The sequence below is a fragment of the Prosthecobacter sp. genome, from assembly GCF_014879935.1.
In the GTDB taxonomy this organism is placed as follows: Bacteria; Verrucomicrobiota; Verrucomicrobiia; order Verrucomicrobiales; family Verrucomicrobiaceae; genus Prosthecobacter.
In genome coordinates this window covers 35,022-53,037 of sequence record NZ_JACSRD010000123.1, presented here as the reverse complement: position 1 = coordinate 53,037, position 18,016 = coordinate 35,022, and the positions used below count along the sequence as shown (strand labels likewise).

Genomic DNA, 18,016 nt, shown 5'->3' with positions numbered 1-18,016 from the left:
TCATAACCATAACGAACCGCGGCGGCCATTATGCGTCCTTCTTGCGGAACAAAATGCCGTCGAGGGAGAAGGCCTTTGCCTTCGCGGTCACAAGGGCGGCCGCCACGATGAGAACCGAGAGGCCGATGTTGGACACGACTTCGGTGTCGTCAGGTAGGGCGGCGAGGCCGAATCCGAGCATCAGGAACACGAGGCCGGCGGCCAGGAGGCCGAATTCGGTGAAAATGCCCAGTGCCACCCAGATGCCGACGGGGATCAGGATGTAGCCGATCGTGCCGCCAAACGCCGTACACATGGACTCGGGCAGGAAGCTGTTCGTCGCCATGAGCTTCGAGATCGGCGGGCCTTTCTTGTCGGTGTAGTTGGCGATGCTGAAAGTGGTCTCCGGACCGTTGCCCCAGCGGAATTTGTCAAGACCGGCCATGAACAGGCGCATGCCGACCCACAGGCGCAGCAGGAGGTGGGCAAAGGCGTAATTCAGGCTGCCGCAGCATTGGGAGGAGGAGGAGTCGGACATGGTGGTCGGGTTGCTGGTTGAAATAGGGCCGCGACAGTGGCCTCGCAGCCCGGGAAATCCAGCGGAATTTGGGCGGTCAATACTTCGTAAAGCTGAACGACCCCCGCAGCTAAACGCCGGGGCAGCCGTGTGACAAAAGCAGCGGATTGGCCGGTTGCCTGCTGGCCGTGCTTGCCATTCCGGCCGTTCCCGCTTAAAAAAAGCCGCTTAATTCATCTATCTTCCCGAATCATGAGCGACCTCTCAACTCCCAAGCTCCCTGCCCAAGGCATCCTCGAACCCCTCGGCGATGAGGATCGCGACATCCTCAGCGGATACGGCGAATTCCTGCCTGTCCAGCCCGGCCAGCACCTCATTGAGGAAGGTCAGCAGCAGAACAGCCTCTTCTTTGTCGTCTCCGGCAAATTCCACGCCACGGCCATGCGCGGCGGGCACAAGGTCCTCCTCGGCTCCATCCAGCGCGGTGAAACGGTGGGCGAGATCAACCTCCTCGACCCGAACGTGGCCAGCGCCACGGTCACCGCTGTCGAATTCTCCCAGGTCTGGCGCATCGATGGCGACAGCCTCGAAGGCTACATCAACGAGTACCCGCGTGCCGCCGCCTGGCTGCTCATTGGTGTCGGTCGCACCATCGCGCATCGCCTCCGTGCGGTGAATGAGAAGATCGCCGCCTTCTACAGCGCTTAATTTCTCTGCAACGTGGCAATCCGGCCCGGTGCGTGCTTCAGTGCGTCTGCAACGGCCCTTTGTTCGCGCCGAAACCTCCCGCATGTCCGGCCTGCTGCCATTCCCTCCCGCCACCTCTTACGAGGCCATCCAGGTACTTTTCCTGCTCTTCGCAGGCCATGCGGTGATGGATTACCCCCTGCAGGGCGAGTTCCTTTCGACCTGCAAAAACCGGCACCTCCTCCACAAGCTGCAGGACCCCTCGCGGCCCCGGTCCATCTGGCCCTGGTGCATGACGGCCCATTGTTTGATCCATGCCGTCGCGGTGTGGGTCATCACCGGCTGTTTCATCACCTCCTTGGTCGAGTTCGTCCTTCATTGGATCATCGACTTCGCCAAATGTGAGAACCTGACCACCTTCAATCAGGATCAGGCGCTGCATTACCTCTGCAAGATCGCCTACGTCATCGCGGCGATGCTCTGGTGAGGTGGTTTCAAGCTTGAAGTTTCAGGTTTCAAGTTGCTTCCGCGCGACGATGCATCCTCGTCACACGTTGAAACTTTGAACCCGAAACTTGAAACTCTGATTTCATGCAGCGCACAGCGATCCTGAACGTCGTCGGTCTCACCTCCCGGCTCATTGGCGAGCACACACCCGCCATCCGCGCTTTCGTTGAGCGTAATCGTTCCGCGCTCATCGAGCCCGCCGTTCCCGCCGTCACCTGCACCGCCCAGGCCGCTTATCTGACCGGCAGATTGCCGCGCGACCACGGCGTCGTCGCCAACGGCTGGTATGATCGCGATTACGCCGAGCATCGCTTCTGGAAACAACCCGAGCAGCTCATGCACGGCGAAAAACTCTGGGAGGCGCTGCGCCGCGTCGATCCGCAGTTCACCTGCGCGAAGCTCTTTTGGTGGTTCAACATGTATTCCACCGCCGACATCGCCATCACGCCGCGACCGCTTTATCCTGCCGATGGTCGCAAGGTGTTCGACATCCACACGCAGCCCATGCCGCTGCGGGAGCGCATCAAAAAGGACCTCGGCCCGTTTCCCTTCCGCCATTTCTGGGGCCCTGGTTCCGACATCAAATCCTCCATCTGGATCGCCGAGAGTGCCAAATGGATCGAGGAAAAGCACTGGCCCGGCCTCTCGCTCGTTTACCTGCCGCATCTCGACTACAATCTCCAGCGCGTCGGCCTCGACATGGAGAAAATCCGTTTCGACCTCCGCCAGATCGACAACGTCGTTGGCGATCTCATCCGCTTCTACGAGACGCGTAACATCAAGGTCGTCCTCCTCTCCGAATACGGCATCACCGACGTCGAACAGCCCGTCCACCTGAACCGCGTCTTTCGCGAACGCGGCTGGCTCAGCATCAAAGACGAACTCGGCCGCGAAACACTCGACCTCGGCGGCTCCAAGGTCTTCGCCATCGCCGACCATCAGATCGCCCACGTCTATGTGAACGATCAAAGCCTCCTCGCCAACGTGCGTGGTGCTCTGGAGGCCACGCCCGGCGTCGCCCAGGTGCTCGGCAAGATGGAAAAACACCTCTTCGGCCTCAATCACGAGCGCAGCGGCGATCTCATCGCCATCGCCGACGCCAAAAGCTGGTTTACTTACTATTACTGGCAGGACGACCGCAAAGCGCCCGACTTTGCCCGCTGCGTCGATATCCACCGCAAATGCGGCTACGACCCCGCCGAGCTCTTCCTCGATCCCAACATCAAGTGGCCGAAGCTCAAAGTCGCCACCAAGCTCGCGAAGAAAGCCATCGGCCAGCGCATGCTCATGGACGTCATCCCGCTCGACGCCACGCTCGTCAAAGGCTCCCACGGCCGCGTTCCCGAAGACCGCGCCGACTGGCCCGTCCTCATTGGCGACTTCGACCAGCTCCCCCGCACCGGCACCCTCGCCGCCCACGAAGTCTGCAATCACCTCTTCCGTCTCTGCTCAAGCGGGCACGGGTATTCGGGCGTGGCGGTCTGAGGAGGCGAAACGATGCCCCATTGCCCAGTCGGCCTATCCAATCAACTTCAAAGCCGTATTCGCACAAACACATGAGGCGTCATTGTTACCATGCTGCCCTGGCTGTCACGCTTCTGCTGATGCTGCTGGCAATCGTTTGGCTTTGGCAGTCCCAGGCGAGCACAAGACTCGGGAGTAAAACCAGTCAGGTGCTGAAACTTCCCCAAGAGAAAAAACGGCTGTTGTGGTCCCAAGCGACTTTGATTGGGACAAGCTCTCCAAAAGCGACCTGCACTCACTTTCAGATCACTTTGGCGCGGCGAAATCGCCAGGTGGCTTTGAGCTTACCTTTGTTCCAACAGGCGAGACAATCATCGCCGAAGTTTATGAGGCAATGCCAGGAGAGTTTGTTTGCACGAAATTAATCCCGACTATCGAAAAGCGCGGTGATGGAGAGGAGGTTGTTGTATTTAAAGTTGATTGCCAAGCTCTCACTCTGGACGGCAACGTGAACACACGATTCTATGGATTCGAGAACACTCGCGAAGTCGAACCAGGCAACAGCTTGTCCATGGTTGAATTGGCCAGTGACGGTCAATATGAGATGCATTTCTGGGTTGAACCCAGATCGCGGGATCAGTTGTTGAAAGCGCATGTGAAAGGCCGCTTCCAAAAAAAGCCAACGCAACCTCAGAAAGCCGAACTTCCCGATTAGAAGTTGCTCCATCGCTCGGCGGCATCCTGCGCGATCTCGGCTGCACGGCGGTCGAGATCAACTCCGAACCGGATCACGCACATCTCCTGTTCCTCGCCTCACGCACGGAGACGTTGAGCGATGTCGTGTGCCAGCTCAGAACCGGCTCCAACCTCTGGCTCCCGGAGCAACGGCCTGAGTTGCACCATTTCCATTAGCAGAACGGTTACGGGGCCTTCTCCGTCAGCCAGTCCGGCGTCGAGGACGTGCGCGATTACATCCGCCGCCAGCGCGAGCATCATCGCGTAATGACCTTCCAGGGAGAGAATACCGCAAATTCCTCGCCAAACACGGCATCGAGTTCGACGAGCGATATGTGTGGGATTGAATCACGCTCTCCCGCGCTCCTTCAGAGCGCGATCTTCGGTGAATCGGTGGCCGTGGCCATCGCGTCAACTCCACGCGCTCGACGTTCATGACTCCAATACTCCACATCTCCATCACTCCGCGCTCCCCCGACCAACTGTCCCACGGATGCACTGACCTACTGATCAACTGGCTCACCGTCCACCGCCTACCCTCCCGCCGTGATCTGAACGATCTCGATCACGTCGCCATCACTTACCGTGGCCGTTTCAATCTCACGTGGCAGAAGCGCCATCTGATTTTGCTCCACCACCACCGGTTTGCCGCCGAGGCCGACGACATCGAGCAGCGCGCCCACGGTCATCGGCGTGTCGAATTCACGTTTCTCTCCGTTCAAAGTGATTTTCATGGCTGGAAAAAGGGTTCAAGCGGCCAGGATCGCCGGATCCCAGTCCTTCCAAACAGGATCAAGCCCGCGTCGGCTGAGCATTTCCGCCACGCCTTGGGCCGAGCGTTCATCCGCGATGCCAAACTGGCCTTCGGCACGCTTCGTTTCGTCCTTGGACTCAATTTCCACGCGACGGCCGCGCACCGTGAGATGCAGATCGTCGTTGCCAGCGCCGGTGTAACCACCGGGCTCGGTGTGACTGCCCGCGCTCATCACCGTGATGCCCAGCGGTGCCAGCGCATCGCGCAGCGGTGCTGACTCACGCGTGCTCAAAATGATGCCCACCTCCGGGAACGTGATGCGAAACGCACAGATCGTCTGCACCAGCGCCCAATCCGGAAAATCCGTCATCGGCGTGAATCCGCCCGCCGCCGGCCGCAGACGCGGAAACGCCACGGTGAAGGTCGATTTCCAGCAGTGCTTGTAGAGATGCTCCAAATGCGCCGCGAGTCGCAGCGCCTCCAAACGCCAGTCGCTCAGTCCAAACAGCGCTCCGATGCCGATGCGTCGAAATCCACCCTCGTAACCGCGTTCCGGGCACGCCAGCCGCCAGTCGAAATCCTTCTTCGGCCCCGCTGTGTGCATCTGCTCATACACGACGCGATCATACGTCTCCTGATACACCACGAGACCTTCCGCGCCCGCCTTGACCATGCGCTCATACTCCGGCGCCTCCATCGGCCCGACCTCGATGCCAATCGTCGGCACGAAATCACGCAACGCCCGGATGCACTCCTCCAAGTAGCCCTCGCTCACAAAACGCGGATGCTCACCCGCGACCAGCAGGATGTTCCGAAAGCCCTGCGCCACCAGATGCTTCGCCTCGGCCACGACTTGCTCCACTGTGAGCGTCACGCGCAGGATCGCGTTGTTGTCGCGCGAGAAGCCGCAGTAGCTGCAGTTGTTCACGCACTCATTGGAAACATACAGCGGCGCAAACAGCCGCATCGTCTTCCCAAAGTTCCGCCGCGTGATGATCTGCGACTCACGGGCCATCGCCTCGATCTGCGCCGGCCCCTTCGGCTCCAGCAACGCCGCAAACCGCTCCATCAGCGGCGTCTTGCGCGCCGGGAGGGCATCGAGCGTGGGAATGAAGGAGGTTTGCATCGGGACTGCTTTGGATAATCCGCAATCCGGCGTCTGCAATCCTCAATGCACCACGCAGATCACAGAACCGTCAGGCCAGCCTGATCTGCGAGAGCCTTTTGGTCCGCGTCAAAGCTCAGGAATCCGTCCACGCTTGTTTCGATGGCAATGGCGACATGAAACAAATCCATGCCACGAATGAGCATGTTCAGACCATGACTAGCACTGAGTTCACAGGCCGTTCGAACTGCATCCCGCCATTCAAATTCGACATGCGGCCAGTAGCCGAGCCGGACTTCCTGCTCCAACAATCGAATCATCCGGCGGGCATCGCCTGAATTCACCAGATGTGCTCGTTCCGCCTGACGCAGCAGGTTAAAGACCTCCACCCGATGCCACGGGGTCCAAATAAACTCCGGTTCGTCCATGCGGTCGAAAATGCTCACGGCCTTCAAGTGATGGCGGTCACGTCGGCATTTGTAGGCGAGCCACCACGAAGTGTCCGCATAGACCCTCATTTTTTCAAGCTTTGGATGAACTTCACCCCGTCAAACTTCGGCAGGCGACTGTCTCCCACCGCACGCTTCTCCGCGAGCGCACACGTCATCCGAGGTCGCGTCACGACTGCTGGCGCTGTCTTTGCTTTGGCTGGGGCGCGCTTGGCTTTCATAGGCTCAAACTATGTGTTCCAGCCGCAGAAGCAAGCCCGCAGGCTTCACCCGACATACTGCGTGATGAACACCTCGTTCCCCTCCGCGTCACGATAAATGCCGAGCAGGATCGGCTCGCCTTCGCGTTGCTGGGGAGATTGCAGAATCTTCGCGCCTGCACTGGCGATCTTGTCAGCCATCGTCAGCACGTCCTCATACTGAAAACTGAGGCCTGTGGGATTGCGCGAGCCGTCGTGACCGCCGTGCAGCGCGATGATTGCGTCGCCATGCCGCAGTTCGGTCCAGAAATCACTCACGAACACCTCCTCCAGGCCGATCACATCGCGGTAAAAGCTGACGGCGCGTTTCATATCGACCGCCATGAGCATGAACTTCACTTTTTCGGGCTTCATGGCGTTGAAACTGCCCGCGCGAGGCAAAACCGCAAGCGGCTCGCTTGGCGGGAGGCGGTTTCGGGTTAGCATCGGCACCATGGTGAAAAACATCGTCATCCTGCTGCTCGCCTCGGCGCTGGCGGCCCTTCTTGTCCTGCGAAAGGAACCTCAACCGCTGCCGCCAGTCGTTATCCATGAGACGGCTCCGGTCGTGGAGCCTCCGCAGCCAAGTTTTCCGACCCTTTTCTCATTGCTGGACGAGGCTCGCAAGAATCCTGCGTTCTCGGGCGCGGCGATGGGTTTCTGCCTCATCGATCCGAAGGGGGGAGTCGTGATGGAAGACAACGCGCAGACCGCCTTCATCCCAGCCTCCAGCCTCAAGACGCTGACGACAGCGACGGCGCTGGAGCTGCTCGGTCCTGACTTTCGCTTCACGACCACGGTCAAATCCACCGTGCCGATGAAGGACGGGGGCATCGCAGGCGACCTCGTGATCGTTGGCGGGGGAGATCCGATGCTGGCAATGGCCGATTTGAAGGCCTGGGCGGACGATTTGAAAAGCCGGGGCCTGCGACGCATCACCGGACGGGTCAGGGCGGATTCAACCTTTTTCTCAGGCAGTCTTTACGGCGACTTTTGGAACTGGGGCGACATCGGGAACGGCTATGGCAGCGGAGTTTCAGGTCTGAACCTCAATCACAACCGCTACACGCTGGTGTTTCGTGCCGGAGCCGCTGTGGGTGCTCCTGCGGACTTGCTGGGGATCAGCACAGCGTTGCCTGACATCGCCTGGAAGAACGAGGTGATGACCGGTCCTGAAGGTTCTGGAGATGGCGTGGTCATTCATGGTGGCGAAAGCACCACGAAGGTTCACTTGCGCGGCACGGTGCCTCTCGGCGCGGCGAAGTTCCAGGTCAGTGGTGCCGTCCCTGATCCCGAGGCCTTCATCGTGCACCATTTCAGCCGGGTGCTGGCGGCTGCAGGCATTCAGATCGATGAATCTGCAGGCGGAACCGCGAAAGCCGGGCATGAACTGCTGAAACATGACTCGCCGCCGCTGCTCGAAATCGTGAAAAGCATTCATGCCACCTCCGACAATCACGAGACGGAGTGTGTGTTCCGCATGCTGGGTGTGAAGGCCGGGAAAGCGCCGGAGGTCGTGATTCGCGAGCACTGGAAGACACGCGGGCTCGATTTCATCGGCCTGCGCATGGAGGACGGCTGCGGCCTGGCTCGCGCCGATTTCATCCGGCCGCTTGATCTCGCACGTTTGCAGTTCCTCGCGGGTTCCGGCCCGCAAGGCACGAATTACAAGGACTCGCTGCTTTCCAAAGACGGCCTGCGCTGGAAAGGCGGCGCGATGTCCGGGGTGCGTACCTACACCGGGTTTGCCAAAACCAAGTCGGGCGATGAGTTCTGCTTCGCTTTCATGATCAACCACTACGCCGATGGCAAAGCAGTTTCCGAACTGAGCCAGAAGGTGATGGATGCGATCTTGGGGCTGTGAGGCCTTATTTCAGCTCCTGGATGCGCAAATTGCGGAACTTGTAGGTCTGGCCCTTCTCGCCGTGATGCTGGATGGCGATCACGCCGCTGGCGTCCTTGTCATCGTCCACATCAGTGGTGAGAACACCGTTCACGAAGATCTTCAGGCTCTTGCCGCGGCACTCGATGCGGTAGGTGTTCCAGCCGTTGCGATTGAAGCAGTCGCCGGCGCGAGCGCGGAAGGCGGCCTCGCTCTCCTTGTTTCCTTTGATCGGGCTGATGAACCACATTCGGCGGCCTTCATCATACAAACCGCCGCTCCACTTGCGGTTGGCATCGCCGTCCACTTCGGCCTGGTAGCCAAAGACTTTGTTTTTCTCCACATGGGCGCGGAACATGAAGCCGCTGTTCGCCTGGCCTTCCGGCAGCAGGATGTCGCCTTCGAAAATGAAGTCGCTGTAGCGCTTTTCGGTGACCACGAAGAACTTCTTGTCGCCCGTGAGGTGGATCTCGCCGTTCACGACCTCGATCTTCCCCCAGTCATACGGATTCGTCCATCCGGTCATCGTCTTGCCATCAAACAACGACACCCATTCGTCGGCGGCGAAGGCGGAGAGTGCGATGGCAAAGGCGGTCGAGGCGAAGAGAGCGAGTTTTTTCATGGTGGGACGCCGAAAGTGGCAGGTTTAGGCTTCGAGACAAGGCTGTGCTTGATGTTATAACATCCGTGGATACGCTTCTCCCCATGGAACTCAAACTGCGCAAAATCGGCAACTCCGTCGGCGTTGTGTTACCGAAGGAGGCGCTGGCACGCCTTAATGCAACTGAGGGTGATACTCTCGAACTGACGGAAACTCCTGATGGCTACCGTGTGTCCGCAGCCCAGTCGGAATTCGCCAAGACGATGGCCGTGATGAAGAGCCTTTCCGAACGCTACCGGAACACGCTTCGAGAACTGGCCAAATGAACGAACCCTACTGGCTCACCCGGGAGGAATGTCTCGCGTTGCACGAACTCATGGTGGCGCTGCATGGCGGCACACTGGGCCTCCGTGACGAGACCCTTCTGGAGTCAGCTCTGGCAAAGCCCCAGAACGTGTTCGCTTACGGAAACCCAACGATGGCCGATCTCGCGGCGAGTTACACGATGGGCATCGTAAAGAACCATCCGTTCCTGGATGGCAACATGCGGACCGGTTTCATGATGGGGGCCGGTTTTCTTGAGCGAAACGGCTTCGAGTTTTTCGCCACCGAGGCGGACGCCGCCATTCGCACGCTGGCCCTGGCTGCCGGTGAGATGACCGAGTCTGCCTACGCCGCTTGGCTGGAGACGAACTCGAAGAAGGTGACGTGACGGCTCAATCCTGCGCCGGACGCCAGACGCCTTCGGTCATGACGATTTTGGGCGTGGCCGGAACACCGCGTTCGTTCTGCTGATACTGGGCCACGAGCAGATCGACCGCTGCCGCACCCAAAACGGCGGCTTGTTGGTCGATTCCGGCGCTTGCTGGGAGATCGGACCGCCAGGCGAGCGTGATATGCCGCGGCCGTTGTGCCTGCTGGAGGGATTCCAGCCACGGAAGCACCACATGGCCGCTGTCGATCACGACTTCGGGCCTCTCCTTGTCGAGCCAGCCCAGAAAATCCGTGCGAGAGGGCGTCTTCCGCAGTGCCAGCAATCCTCCTGGCCGGGCCAGCGGATGATGCGCCAGAAAACTGGCGGACCACGCGCGGAACATGCGCTCGTTGATGGTGCTGCCGCAGTAGAAGCCGATGCGCTTGACCCCTCGCTTCCGCAGCATGCGCAGGGCGGTCATCATGCCGAGGTAGTGGTGATGATGCACACGGTGCAGAGCCGGTCGTGCATAGCCGAGGCCGATGACCACGCTGCAAAACTTCTCCCACTGCATCGACACATGACCGCGGCTGCGTGAAATGAGCGGCGAAAGGACGAAACCGGGAATGCCACGAGCCTCCAGAATGCCGGAAAGCCGGCGACCGCTCATCCCACGAGCGGCGAGATGGAACTCCTCCAACTCAAAGCCCAGCCGTTGGGCCTGCTGACGTGCGCCGAGCACCAGTTGCTGAGACCACGAGGATTGCTCGATCTCCTGCGAAGAGCGTTCGGCCCAAATGAACGCGAGCGAGCGCGTCGAGGCGGTTTGGCGCCGCCGACGCATGTGCGTCATCAGTTTGGCGATCTCCGGGTCGGGTTGGTAGCCAAGCGCAGCCGCGGTTCGCAGGATCTTCTCGTGCAAATCCCCCGCCACATGACGTCCGCCGCGCAGGGCGCGTGAGACGGTCATTTTGGAGACGCCCAGCTCGCGGGCGATGTCGTTCAGGGTGGGGCCGGGCATGACTGTTACCGTAACAGATAACCCGTGATTGCTTTCCGGGCATCTTCTCGTTTAAAACAGCCCCCAACCATGAAAACCACCCTGTTTGCCTCACTTGTTGCTCTCGTCTCGGTCGCGCATGCGCAGCCCAAGTGGATCGAAGCCGAATCCTTCGCCAATCCAGGCGGCTGGGTGCTCGAAACGCAGTTCATCGACATCATGGGCTCGCCCTACCTTATGGCGCACGGCATGGGCAAGGTCGTCAAAGACGCCGAGACCGAGGTCGAAGTGCCCGCGGGCGAATACACGCTCTGGGCCCGCACGAAGAACTGGGTCGGCCCGTGGGATGCTCCAGGTGCTCCGGGACGTTTTCAGATTGCCGTGAATGGCGAGACCCTGAAGCACGAATTCGGTGCCACGGGCAAGGATTGGCAGTGGGAGAAGGCGGGACCGGTCAAAATTGGCGGCAAGGCCAAGATCACGCTCAAAGACCTCACCGGTTTCGATGGTCGCGTCGATGCCATCGTGCTGAGCGACGACACCAGCTTCACGCCGGACGTCAGCATGCGCAAAAAGATGCTCGGTCTGCCGGAGAAGGCTCCTGAGACGAGTGAATACGATCTCGTCGTCGTCGGTGGTGGCTACTCGGGCATGGGCGCGGCCATTTCCGGTGCGCGTCAGGGTTTGAAGGTGGCCTTCATCCAAAACCGCCCGGTGCTCGGCGGCAATGGCTCCAGCGAAATCCAGGTCTGGGCCATGGGCGGCACACGTCGCGGCCTGTATCCGCATCTGGGTGAGATCATTGAAGAATTCGCCGACCGCGCCAGCAACAGCCCCGCGGCCGATCCGCAGGAGTTCAATGACAAGCTCAAGGAGGACACAGTGAAGGCGGAGAAGACCATCGACCTCTTCCTCAACACGCATGTCTATGGCGTCGAGATGGGCAAGGACGGCAAAAACATCCGCAGCGTCACCGGTCTCGACACCAAGAGCGGCAAGGAAACCCGCTTCGTCGGCAGGTTCTTCGTCGATTGCACCGGCCACGGCAGCGTGGGTGCGCTGGCTGGCGCGGAGTTTATGATGGAGGAGAAAGGCCGCATGGGCATGAGCAACATGTGGGTCATGAAGAACCTGCAAAAGCCCGTGTCGTGGCCGCAGACGCCCTGGGCGCTGCCTTTGGAGCTGGAAGACTTTCCCGAGCCGCGTGAACTCGCCCCCGTCGGCAAAAAGAATGCCGCGAACCAGGCTGGTTATGACCTCGGCTACACACCGGTGGCGAATCCCGAGCTCTACGTGCATGGCGAGTGGTTCTGGGAGAGCGGTTTCGACAAACATCCCATCAACGACCTCGAACTCATCCGCGATCACAACTTCCGCGCCGTTTATGGCGCTGTCTCCGCGCTGAAAACGCTGAAGGCCGAAAAATACGGCACTTATGACCTTAGCTGGCTCGCCTACATCGGCGGACCTCGTGAAAGCCGCCGTATCGTCGGTGATCTGGTCTTGAATGGCGAGGACATGGTCAAAGGCATCATCCATCCCGATGGCTGCGTGCCCACCACCTGGGACCAGGACCTGCATTATCCGAAAGAGCAGTACATGGCCAAATTCCCCACCAATCCCTTCATCAGCCGCGCCGAGTTCGGCAAGCACACCGACCGCAAGAACGGCTACCCGGTGCCCTACCGCTGCTTCTACAGCAAAGACATCGGCAACCTCTTCATGGCCGGCCGGACCATCAGCGTCGAACGCCACGCGCTGGGATCCACCCGCGTCATGCGCACCTGCGGCATGATGGGCGAAGTCGTCGGTAAAGCAGCCTGGATCTGCGTGCGCCATCACACCACGCCGCGCGGTGTGTATGAGCAATACCTCGACATCTTGAAGGAACTCATGAGCCAGCCCGGCGCGATGCGTCGTGACACGCTCGAAGGCAGTCTCTACCTGCCGGCGAATGCAAAAAAGCTGCCTGAAGTGGCCATGGACAGCATCGATCCGAAGAAACTCGAAGGCATTGTCATTGATGACAAGGAAGCCGAGTTGAACGGCAAGTGGGCGCACGGGGAAGGATTGAAGCCTTTTGTGGGCGAATACTACAGTTACGGCAGCGAGAAGGGGGCCAGCGCTCGTTTCGCGTTCAGCGTGAAGCAGAGTGGCAGCTACGAGGTGCGCATTTTCTTCCAGCCGCATGAAAATCGTGGCAAGAGCGTGCCGGTGACGGTCCTGAGCAGCGAAGGCGAAAAGACCGTCAGCGTCGATCAGACGAAGAAGCCCGCTCTCCCCCAAGGTGCCCACAGCCTCGGCGTGTTCAGTTTCACCGCCGGTGAGGAAGCCGCCGTCATCTTCCGCACCGAAGGTGCCAAAGGAAACGTCCACCTCGATGCCGTGCAGGTGCTGCCGGCGAAGTGAGGTAGTCCGGTTGCTGTGCAGCTGGAGAACCTTGTTGCACAGCAACAAGGCAACTACGCGACGCCTCTGCGTCTGCTGAACAGCCCGTATTTCGGGCTGAAGATGTAGGCGAGGAAGAAGAAGGAGCCGAGGACGACGATGATGGTGGCGCTGACGCTCCAGCCGAGCGGATACGAGAGGAAAAAGGCGATCAAGGAACCGAGCGCGCCGAGAATGCCACCACCCCAGAACAGGGTGCGGGCGTTGTTGGTGAGCAGGTAGATCGTCGCCGCAGGCGCCACCAGGAGGCCGACGCTGAGAATGCACCCCACCGCTTGGAGGGAAGAGACGAGAACGAGAATGGTGACGGCGAAGGTGGCGTAGTTGAGCAGACGCACCGGCACACCGAGACTGGCCGCGATGTTGGGCTCGAAGAGATAGATGAGCAGCGGTCGTTGCAACGCGGTGAGCGTGATGACGGCGATCGCACTGATGCCAAAGGCGATCCACAGGTCGGAGTCGGCCATGCCAATGATGCTGCCGAAGAGCCATTCATCGAGTTTTTGCCGTACATCGAGGTTTTTCAGGATAAGCAGACCGGCGGCGAAGGCGGTGGTGTAAAGCACGCCCATCGAGGTGTCCTGATCGAGACGCGACGTGCGGGAAAGGAAGATGGAACCGAGGCCGACGATGAGAGCGGCGAAGATCGCGCCAGCAAGCGCGCTCCATTGTGACAGACCGGCGATGAGCACGGCCACGGCGAGCCCTGGCAGCAGCGAGTGCGATATGGTGCCGATTTTCAGCGCCGATTTGCGCAACACGACGAAGGCACTGACGAATCCATTGGCGAAACCGATCATCAAACACGCGAGCAGCGCCCGTTTGGCGATGGGTTCGGCGAGGAAGTCGGTGATCGTGGGCATGACTGATGAAGTGCTCAGTTCGCGGTTCTCTGTTCGCAGTTGTCGTAGGCGCTGGCGATGTTTTCAGGTGTGAAGGATTCGGCGACGGGACCGAAAGCGACCTGGTGGCGGCGGAGGAGGAGAACGTCGTCGTAACTGCCCTCGACGGTCTGCAAATCGTGATGGCTGGCGATCAGCAGGCGGCCCTCGGCCGTGAGTTCCTTGAAAAGACGGCTCAAATTTTCCTGCGCGGGCTTGTCGAGGCCGGTGAAGGGCTCGTCGAGCAGCAGAACGTGGGCTTCCTGAGCGAGGGCGCGGGCGATGAAGGCGCGCTGCTGCTGGCCGCCGGAGAGAGCGCTGATCTGACGATGCTGAAGGTCGAGCAGTTCCATGCTGGTGAGCGCCCGTTGGACGATATCGGCATCGTGCCGTGAATACTGGCGCCACCAGCCGAGGTTCGGATAGCGGCCCATTTCGACCAAACCGCGCACGGTGATGGGGAAATTCCAGTCAACGTCGCCTCGCTGCGGCAGGTAGGCGAGTTCATGGCTGCTGCGGGTGAGCGGTTTGCCGCGCCAGAGGATCTTGCCGCTCTCGGCCGGAATGAGGCCGACGAGGGACTTCAGCAGCGTGCTCTTGCCGGCGCCATTGGGGCCGATGAGCGCCATGCTGCGGCCGCATTCGGTGGCGAAGCTGATTTTCTCCAGTGCACGCACTTCCTGATACTGGACGCTGAGATCGACAACCTCGAGCCGGTGATGCTGCGCATGCTCGCAACCACCGCCCCAGCAGACGTGCTCTTTGGTCGAATGGCTGGCGGCGTGGCTCATTTCCAGGTGAAAGTGATCGCTTCGTCGAGACTGCCGGAAGAAGACCAGCGCGTCTGGCTTTGTGTGTCGAGGCCATCGGGCTCGATTTCGACGGTGAGGGCAGTGTCGGGCGTGTTTTCAGGCCAAGTGGCTGCCAGGAGGACATCGATGCCGATTTTGGGCTCGATCAGATTGGCATCGACTTCAATGGGCGACTCGTCTGCCGCGGTCACGAGTGACTGGTCGCCAATTTTCAGGCTCAGCGTGGCCGGTTTGTGCGCGTAGCGCAGGCGCACGAGGGCTTTCACGTGCTTTTCCTCCTTCGTTCCGGCCTTCGCGAGCGGCTTGTCCTGCGCATTGCCCGTGAGATGGCTGAGCGGAATCGCCAGCACGATGAACGCGATGATGAGCAAGGCGAGCTGGATGGGAGGAAAGCCGCGCATGGTCAGTTCGCGGGAGCGGGAGCCAGCGCGGCGACGATGGCGCGGACGTTGTGCGCGAGCATCGTCTCAAAGGTGTGCGCGTTCTTCGCGGTGCCGTCGGCGACGAGCGTGTCGCCAATTTTCACCCCCGTGCTGCGGGCGATCTCGGCCAGAACCTTGGGATTCGCCTGATCCTCGGGAAAGACGGCCTTGATGCCATGCTCGCGGATTTCCGCGATGGTTTCAGCCACATGCTTCGAGTCGGCATCGTCATTGCGGCCGACGCCGAGGAGGGAGATGGGCTCGAAACCGTATTCTTTGCAGAAGTAACCGAAGGCGGAGTGGGCGGTGACCAGCTTGCGATCTTTGCGCGACACTTTGGCGATCTCCTTCTGCGCCCACTTCTTCAACTCGTCGAAGCGCTTCGAGGCGGCTTTCGCGTTGGCTTCATAAGCGGCTTCGTTGGCTGGATCGGCCTCCGAAAACACCTCCGCGACGATTCGGGCAGCGCGCTTCATGTTTTCCGCGCTGTGCCACCAGTGAGGGTCAAGCTGGCCGTGATGATGATCATGGTTGCCACCATGTTCGTGGTCGTGGTCACAGATGTAGGGGATGGAAGGCACCTTTTCGCCGACTTCGACGAGTTTCACGTTGCTGCCGAGGCTGTCGCGCAGTTTGCCGAGGTAGGTTTCGAGTTCTTTGCCCGAGGTCAGCAGCAATTTCGACCCGCGCATGGCCGCGATGTCCTTGGGTGCCGGTTCGAAGTGATGAATGTCACCACCAGGCTTCAGGATTTCGATGAGTTCGATGTTGTCGCCGCCGACCTGCCTGGCCAGATCCGACACGAGCGGGTGCAGGGAGGCGACTTTGAGCGGGGCGGCCTGACCCACGACAAGAGACAGCGCAAAGACGGCGAGGAAGGTTTTCATGGGCGGTGGCTGGAGGCGTAACAAATAGTGGCTGGCGATAGCTGTTGCAATTTAATTGCGAGTCAGGGGCTTATCGTTTTCGGGTTTCTTGGGAGAGACGAAATCGGTTTCGGGCACAGTTTAGATTCTAAAGAATCAGGCTGGGGGTTTTGGATCTAGGAACAATAGGTGTATTCCTTTAAACGAGGCTAATTTGTTGTAACTCGTTCATTATGAATGACATATCTTTTTTTTCTGAGTCGGAAAAAATGGTTGTGGAGGAACCGTTGCTTATGATTCTATAAAGTAATATCCCAACCTGAATGCCGACCATTTGCTGGATTTCACCAAGCAATACAAGCCTCCACTGTCTGTGTGGCGGCTTTAGTTGTGTCGTGTCCAGGGTGTCAGAGACCGGATTTTCCCAACCGATGGGGGCCGCGAAGGCCCTTTGCCAACCTACCTAACTGATATGAAGACACTCCGCCAACACCGCAAACTGCTCGGCTGGTTCATGACATGCCTCATGGCTGTCTGGCTTCCGGGCCCTGCTGCCACAGCGGCCTCTGGAATCTGGATTGAAAAAGATGGGGGCACGTCATCCTGGCAGACGTTTGTGAACTGGCATGATGGCACCATCCCTGGTTTCGCTGCTGGTGATGTCGCAAACTTCAGTCTGGGCTTTCTCGGTGCCCAAACCATCAGTCTGAATGACACTCTCGCCATCGGAGTCCTCAATGTCGGCAACACTTCTGGCGGCTCCAATATAGCACTGACCGCCGGTGTCGGGGGAACGCTGGCCTTCAACAATGGGGGATCGGCTGAGATCAACAAGACTGGTGCAAACACTCTGTTCATACAGGCAAACCTGGGTCTGCAAGACCAGCTCGAGGTCAATGTGGACCAAGGCATTGTGGTGCTGGACGGTACCATTGATGGCATCAACGGCCTGACGAAGAATGGCGACGGCACACTCATCGTGCGCCGCGCCAACAACTACACTGGCCGGACGATTCTAAACGGCGGCATCACGGTGATCGCTCCAGCCAATAATGACTTGGCCGTGTTTGGCCCGTCCAACTTTCTGCAAGGGACCTATGTCAACAACGGGGCAACACTGGCCCTCAATAATGATGCGTCCAACGTGGCGGGTGACACCACAGGAGGCACCAGTTTCAATTCGGAGCCCCTCTTCCTCACAGGGCAAGGATATCAAAATCAAGGTGCGCTGCGTAAACTGCTTGGTCGTGAAGATAGCACATTCACTGGGACTGTGACCTTGAATGACGCGTCCCGGGTGCAATCAGACTGGGGCACCCTGACCTTGAGCGGAACCGTCATCACCAACAACTACGACCTGCGTGTCGGCGGTGCTGGATTTATTTCGCTCACTGGGGCTGTTTCGGGTTCGGGAACCATCACGCACTACGGTTTGAGCGGATTCCGCATGCAGAACGTCACAGCGGGGCAGACGTTCTCAGGAGCGATTGTGTCCGAATTGGGCGAAATCCGTGCGGACACCAACGACGCAGCCACGGGCTTCAATCCCTATGCCAATGTTTCGAGCTTCACGATCAAGAACGGCCTGCTGCAACTGACTGCCAACACCAGCGCGACTGCGGTGCAGAATCGCATCGACGATGACATTCCCATCACGCTGCAATCAGGCCGTATCCGGCTCGAAAATGCCGCATTCACCAATGTCAACGCCATTGCTTGGAACGAAGTGTTGGGACCGGTGACCATCGCCTCCGGCAAAGCATACATCGACATGCGTGATACGAACAACGCAACGGGCGAGCATGCCATCACGTTGGGCAGTCTTACCCGGGCACCGGGAACCACGCTCAGACTTGGCGGTGAAGGCGGTGTGGCCACGGAAATCGGCACGGCAACGCGATACCGGATTCTCAACAACGCCCTCACAGGGGGGGGGAACGTTCCATTTGTTGGCGGCTGGGCTTACTACAACGC

20 protein-coding genes (1 of these 20 running past the window's edge) are annotated in these 18,016 nt (G+C 59.6%); 9 read left to right on the top strand and 11 right to left on the bottom strand.

Annotated elements, in window-relative coordinates:
• Positions 1–28 precede the first annotated feature (28 nt).
• A complete protein-coding gene (locus tag IAE77_RS09345; RefSeq protein ID WP_294225144.1) occupies positions 29–517 on the bottom strand; it encodes a TQO small subunit DoxD in 489 nt (162 codons plus the stop codon).
• Positions 518–748: 231 nt separating this feature from the next.
• Here IAE77_RS09345 and IAE77_RS09340 point away from each other — a divergent pair, with 231 nt between their 5' ends.
• From IAE77_RS09340 to IAE77_RS09325, 4 genes are all read left to right on the top strand, one after another.
• Positions 749–1,204 (top strand): cyclic nucleotide-binding domain-containing protein, encoded by a 456-nt coding sequence (locus IAE77_RS09340; RefSeq protein ID WP_294225141.1) that lies wholly within the window; start codon positions 749–751, stop codon positions 1,202–1,204.
• An 82-nt stretch (positions 1,205–1,286) separates the two neighbouring features.
• A complete protein-coding gene (locus IAE77_RS09335; protein WP_294225137.1) occupies positions 1,287–1,670 on the top strand; it encodes a DUF3307 domain-containing protein in 384 nt (127 codons plus the stop codon).
• 104 nt (positions 1,671–1,774) lie between these two features.
• Entirely contained in the window at positions 1,775–3,175 is a 1,401-nt protein-coding gene (locus IAE77_RS09330; RefSeq protein WP_294225134.1) for a nucleotide pyrophosphatase/phosphodiesterase family protein, read from the top strand.
• Positions 3,176–3,398: 223 nt separating this feature from the next.
• On the top strand, positions 3,399–3,869 hold the full coding sequence (locus IAE77_RS09325; RefSeq protein ID WP_294225132.1) for a hypothetical protein: 471 nt from the start codon (positions 3,399–3,401) through the stop codon (positions 3,867–3,869).
• Positions 3,870–4,422: 553 nt separating this feature from the next.
• Here IAE77_RS09325 and thiS read toward each other — a convergent pair.
• From thiS to IAE77_RS09305, 4 genes are all read right to left on the bottom strand, one after another.
• Positions 4,423–4,623 carry a sulfur carrier protein ThiS gene (thiS, locus tag IAE77_RS09320; RefSeq protein ID WP_294225130.1) on the bottom strand — a complete coding sequence of 67 codons (201 nt, stop codon included), beginning with the start codon at positions 4,621–4,623 and terminating at the stop codon, positions 4,423–4,425.
• A gap of 15 nt (positions 4,624–4,638) precedes the next feature.
• Positions 4,639–5,769 (bottom strand): 2-iminoacetate synthase ThiH, encoded by a 1,131-nt coding sequence (gene thiH / locus IAE77_RS09315; RefSeq protein ID WP_294225128.1) that lies wholly within the window; start codon positions 5,767–5,769, stop codon positions 4,639–4,641.
• Positions 5,770–5,828: 59 nt separating this feature from the next.
• Positions 5,829–6,266 carry a PIN domain-containing protein gene (locus IAE77_RS09310; RefSeq protein ID WP_294225126.1) on the bottom strand — a complete coding sequence of 146 codons (438 nt, stop codon included), beginning with the start codon at positions 6,264–6,266 and terminating at the stop codon, positions 5,829–5,831.
• A 197-nt stretch (positions 6,267–6,463) separates the two neighbouring features.
• On the bottom strand, positions 6,464–6,811 hold the full coding sequence (locus IAE77_RS09305; RefSeq protein ID WP_294225123.1) for a VOC family protein: 348 nt from the start codon (positions 6,809–6,811) through the stop codon (positions 6,464–6,466).
• Between the two features lie 79 nt (positions 6,812–6,890).
• On the opposite strand from IAE77_RS09305, the gene dacB reads away from it, so the two are divergent.
• Complete coding sequence (gene dacB, locus IAE77_RS09300; RefSeq protein WP_294225121.1) at positions 6,891–8,300, top strand: D-alanyl-D-alanine carboxypeptidase/D-alanyl-D-alanine-endopeptidase; 1,410 nt, start codon at positions 6,891–6,893, stop codon at positions 8,298–8,300.
• Positions 8,301–8,304: 4 nt separating this feature from the next.
• Here dacB and IAE77_RS09295 read toward each other — a convergent pair whose 3' ends face one another.
• The gene (locus IAE77_RS09295) at positions 8,305–8,940 is read right to left on the bottom strand and encodes a DUF1080 domain-containing protein (protein ID WP_294225120.1); all 636 of its coding nucleotides are present in this window, start codon (positions 8,938–8,940) and stop codon (positions 8,305–8,307) included.
• A gap of 83 nt (positions 8,941–9,023) precedes the next feature.
• Here IAE77_RS09295 and IAE77_RS09290 point away from each other — a divergent pair, with 83 nt between their 5' ends.
• Both IAE77_RS09290 and IAE77_RS09285 read left to right on the top strand, forming a co-directional pair.
• Positions 9,024–9,245, top strand: coding sequence for an AbrB/MazE/SpoVT family DNA-binding domain-containing protein (locus IAE77_RS09290; RefSeq protein ID WP_294225118.1), 222 nt, complete (start codon positions 9,024–9,026; stop codon positions 9,243–9,245).
• Complete coding sequence (locus IAE77_RS09285) at positions 9,242–9,631, top strand: type II toxin-antitoxin system death-on-curing family toxin (protein WP_294225115.1); 390 nt, start codon at positions 9,242–9,244, stop codon at positions 9,629–9,631. Before IAE77_RS09290 ends, IAE77_RS09285 begins: the two co-directional genes overlap by 4 nt.
• A gap of 4 nt (positions 9,632–9,635) precedes the next feature.
• Here the strand turns inward: IAE77_RS09285 and IAE77_RS09280 are convergent, their stop codons facing one another.
• Positions 9,636–10,634 (bottom strand): LacI family DNA-binding transcriptional regulator, encoded by a 999-nt coding sequence (locus tag IAE77_RS09280; RefSeq protein ID WP_294225112.1) that lies wholly within the window; start codon positions 10,632–10,634, stop codon positions 9,636–9,638.
• A gap of 69 nt (positions 10,635–10,703) precedes the next feature.
• Here IAE77_RS09280 and IAE77_RS09275 point away from each other — a divergent pair, with 69 nt between their 5' ends.
• Positions 10,704–13,022 carry an FAD-dependent oxidoreductase gene (locus tag IAE77_RS09275; RefSeq protein WP_294225108.1) on the top strand — a complete coding sequence of 773 codons (2,319 nt, stop codon included), beginning with the start codon at positions 10,704–10,706 and terminating at the stop codon, positions 13,020–13,022.
• Positions 13,023–13,075: 53 nt separating this feature from the next.
• On the opposite strand, the gene IAE77_RS09270 is transcribed toward IAE77_RS09275, so the two are convergent.
• From IAE77_RS09270 to IAE77_RS09255, 4 genes are read right to left on the bottom strand one after another with little or no spacing between them, the layout of a single operon-like run.
• A complete protein-coding gene (locus tag IAE77_RS09270; RefSeq protein WP_294225106.1) occupies positions 13,076–13,924 on the bottom strand; it encodes a metal ABC transporter permease in 849 nt (282 codons plus the stop codon).
• 14 nt (positions 13,925–13,938) lie between these two features.
• Positions 13,939–14,733 (bottom strand): ABC transporter ATP-binding protein, encoded by a 795-nt coding sequence (locus tag IAE77_RS09265; RefSeq protein WP_294225103.1) that lies wholly within the window; start codon positions 14,731–14,733, stop codon positions 13,939–13,941.
• Complete coding sequence (locus tag IAE77_RS09260) at positions 14,730–15,155, bottom strand: hypothetical protein (RefSeq protein WP_294225101.1); 426 nt, start codon at positions 15,153–15,155, stop codon at positions 14,730–14,732. Before IAE77_RS09260 ends, IAE77_RS09265 begins: the two co-directional genes overlap by 4 nt.
• Positions 15,156–15,157: 2 nt before the next feature.
• Positions 15,158–16,063, bottom strand: a complete 906-nt coding sequence (locus tag IAE77_RS09255; protein ID WP_294225098.1) for a metal ABC transporter substrate-binding protein — start codon at positions 16,061–16,063, stop codon at positions 15,158–15,160.
• A 505-nt stretch (positions 16,064–16,568) separates the two neighbouring features.
• Here IAE77_RS09255 and IAE77_RS09250 point away from each other — a divergent pair.
• Positions 16,569–18,016: the start of an autotransporter-associated beta strand repeat-containing protein gene (locus tag IAE77_RS09250; RefSeq protein ID WP_294225095.1), read on the top strand. 25,642 nt of this gene lie beyond the right edge of the window; 1,448 of the gene's 27,090 nt are visible here — the first part of the coding sequence; its start codon is at positions 16,569–16,571; its stop codon lies off the right edge, out of view.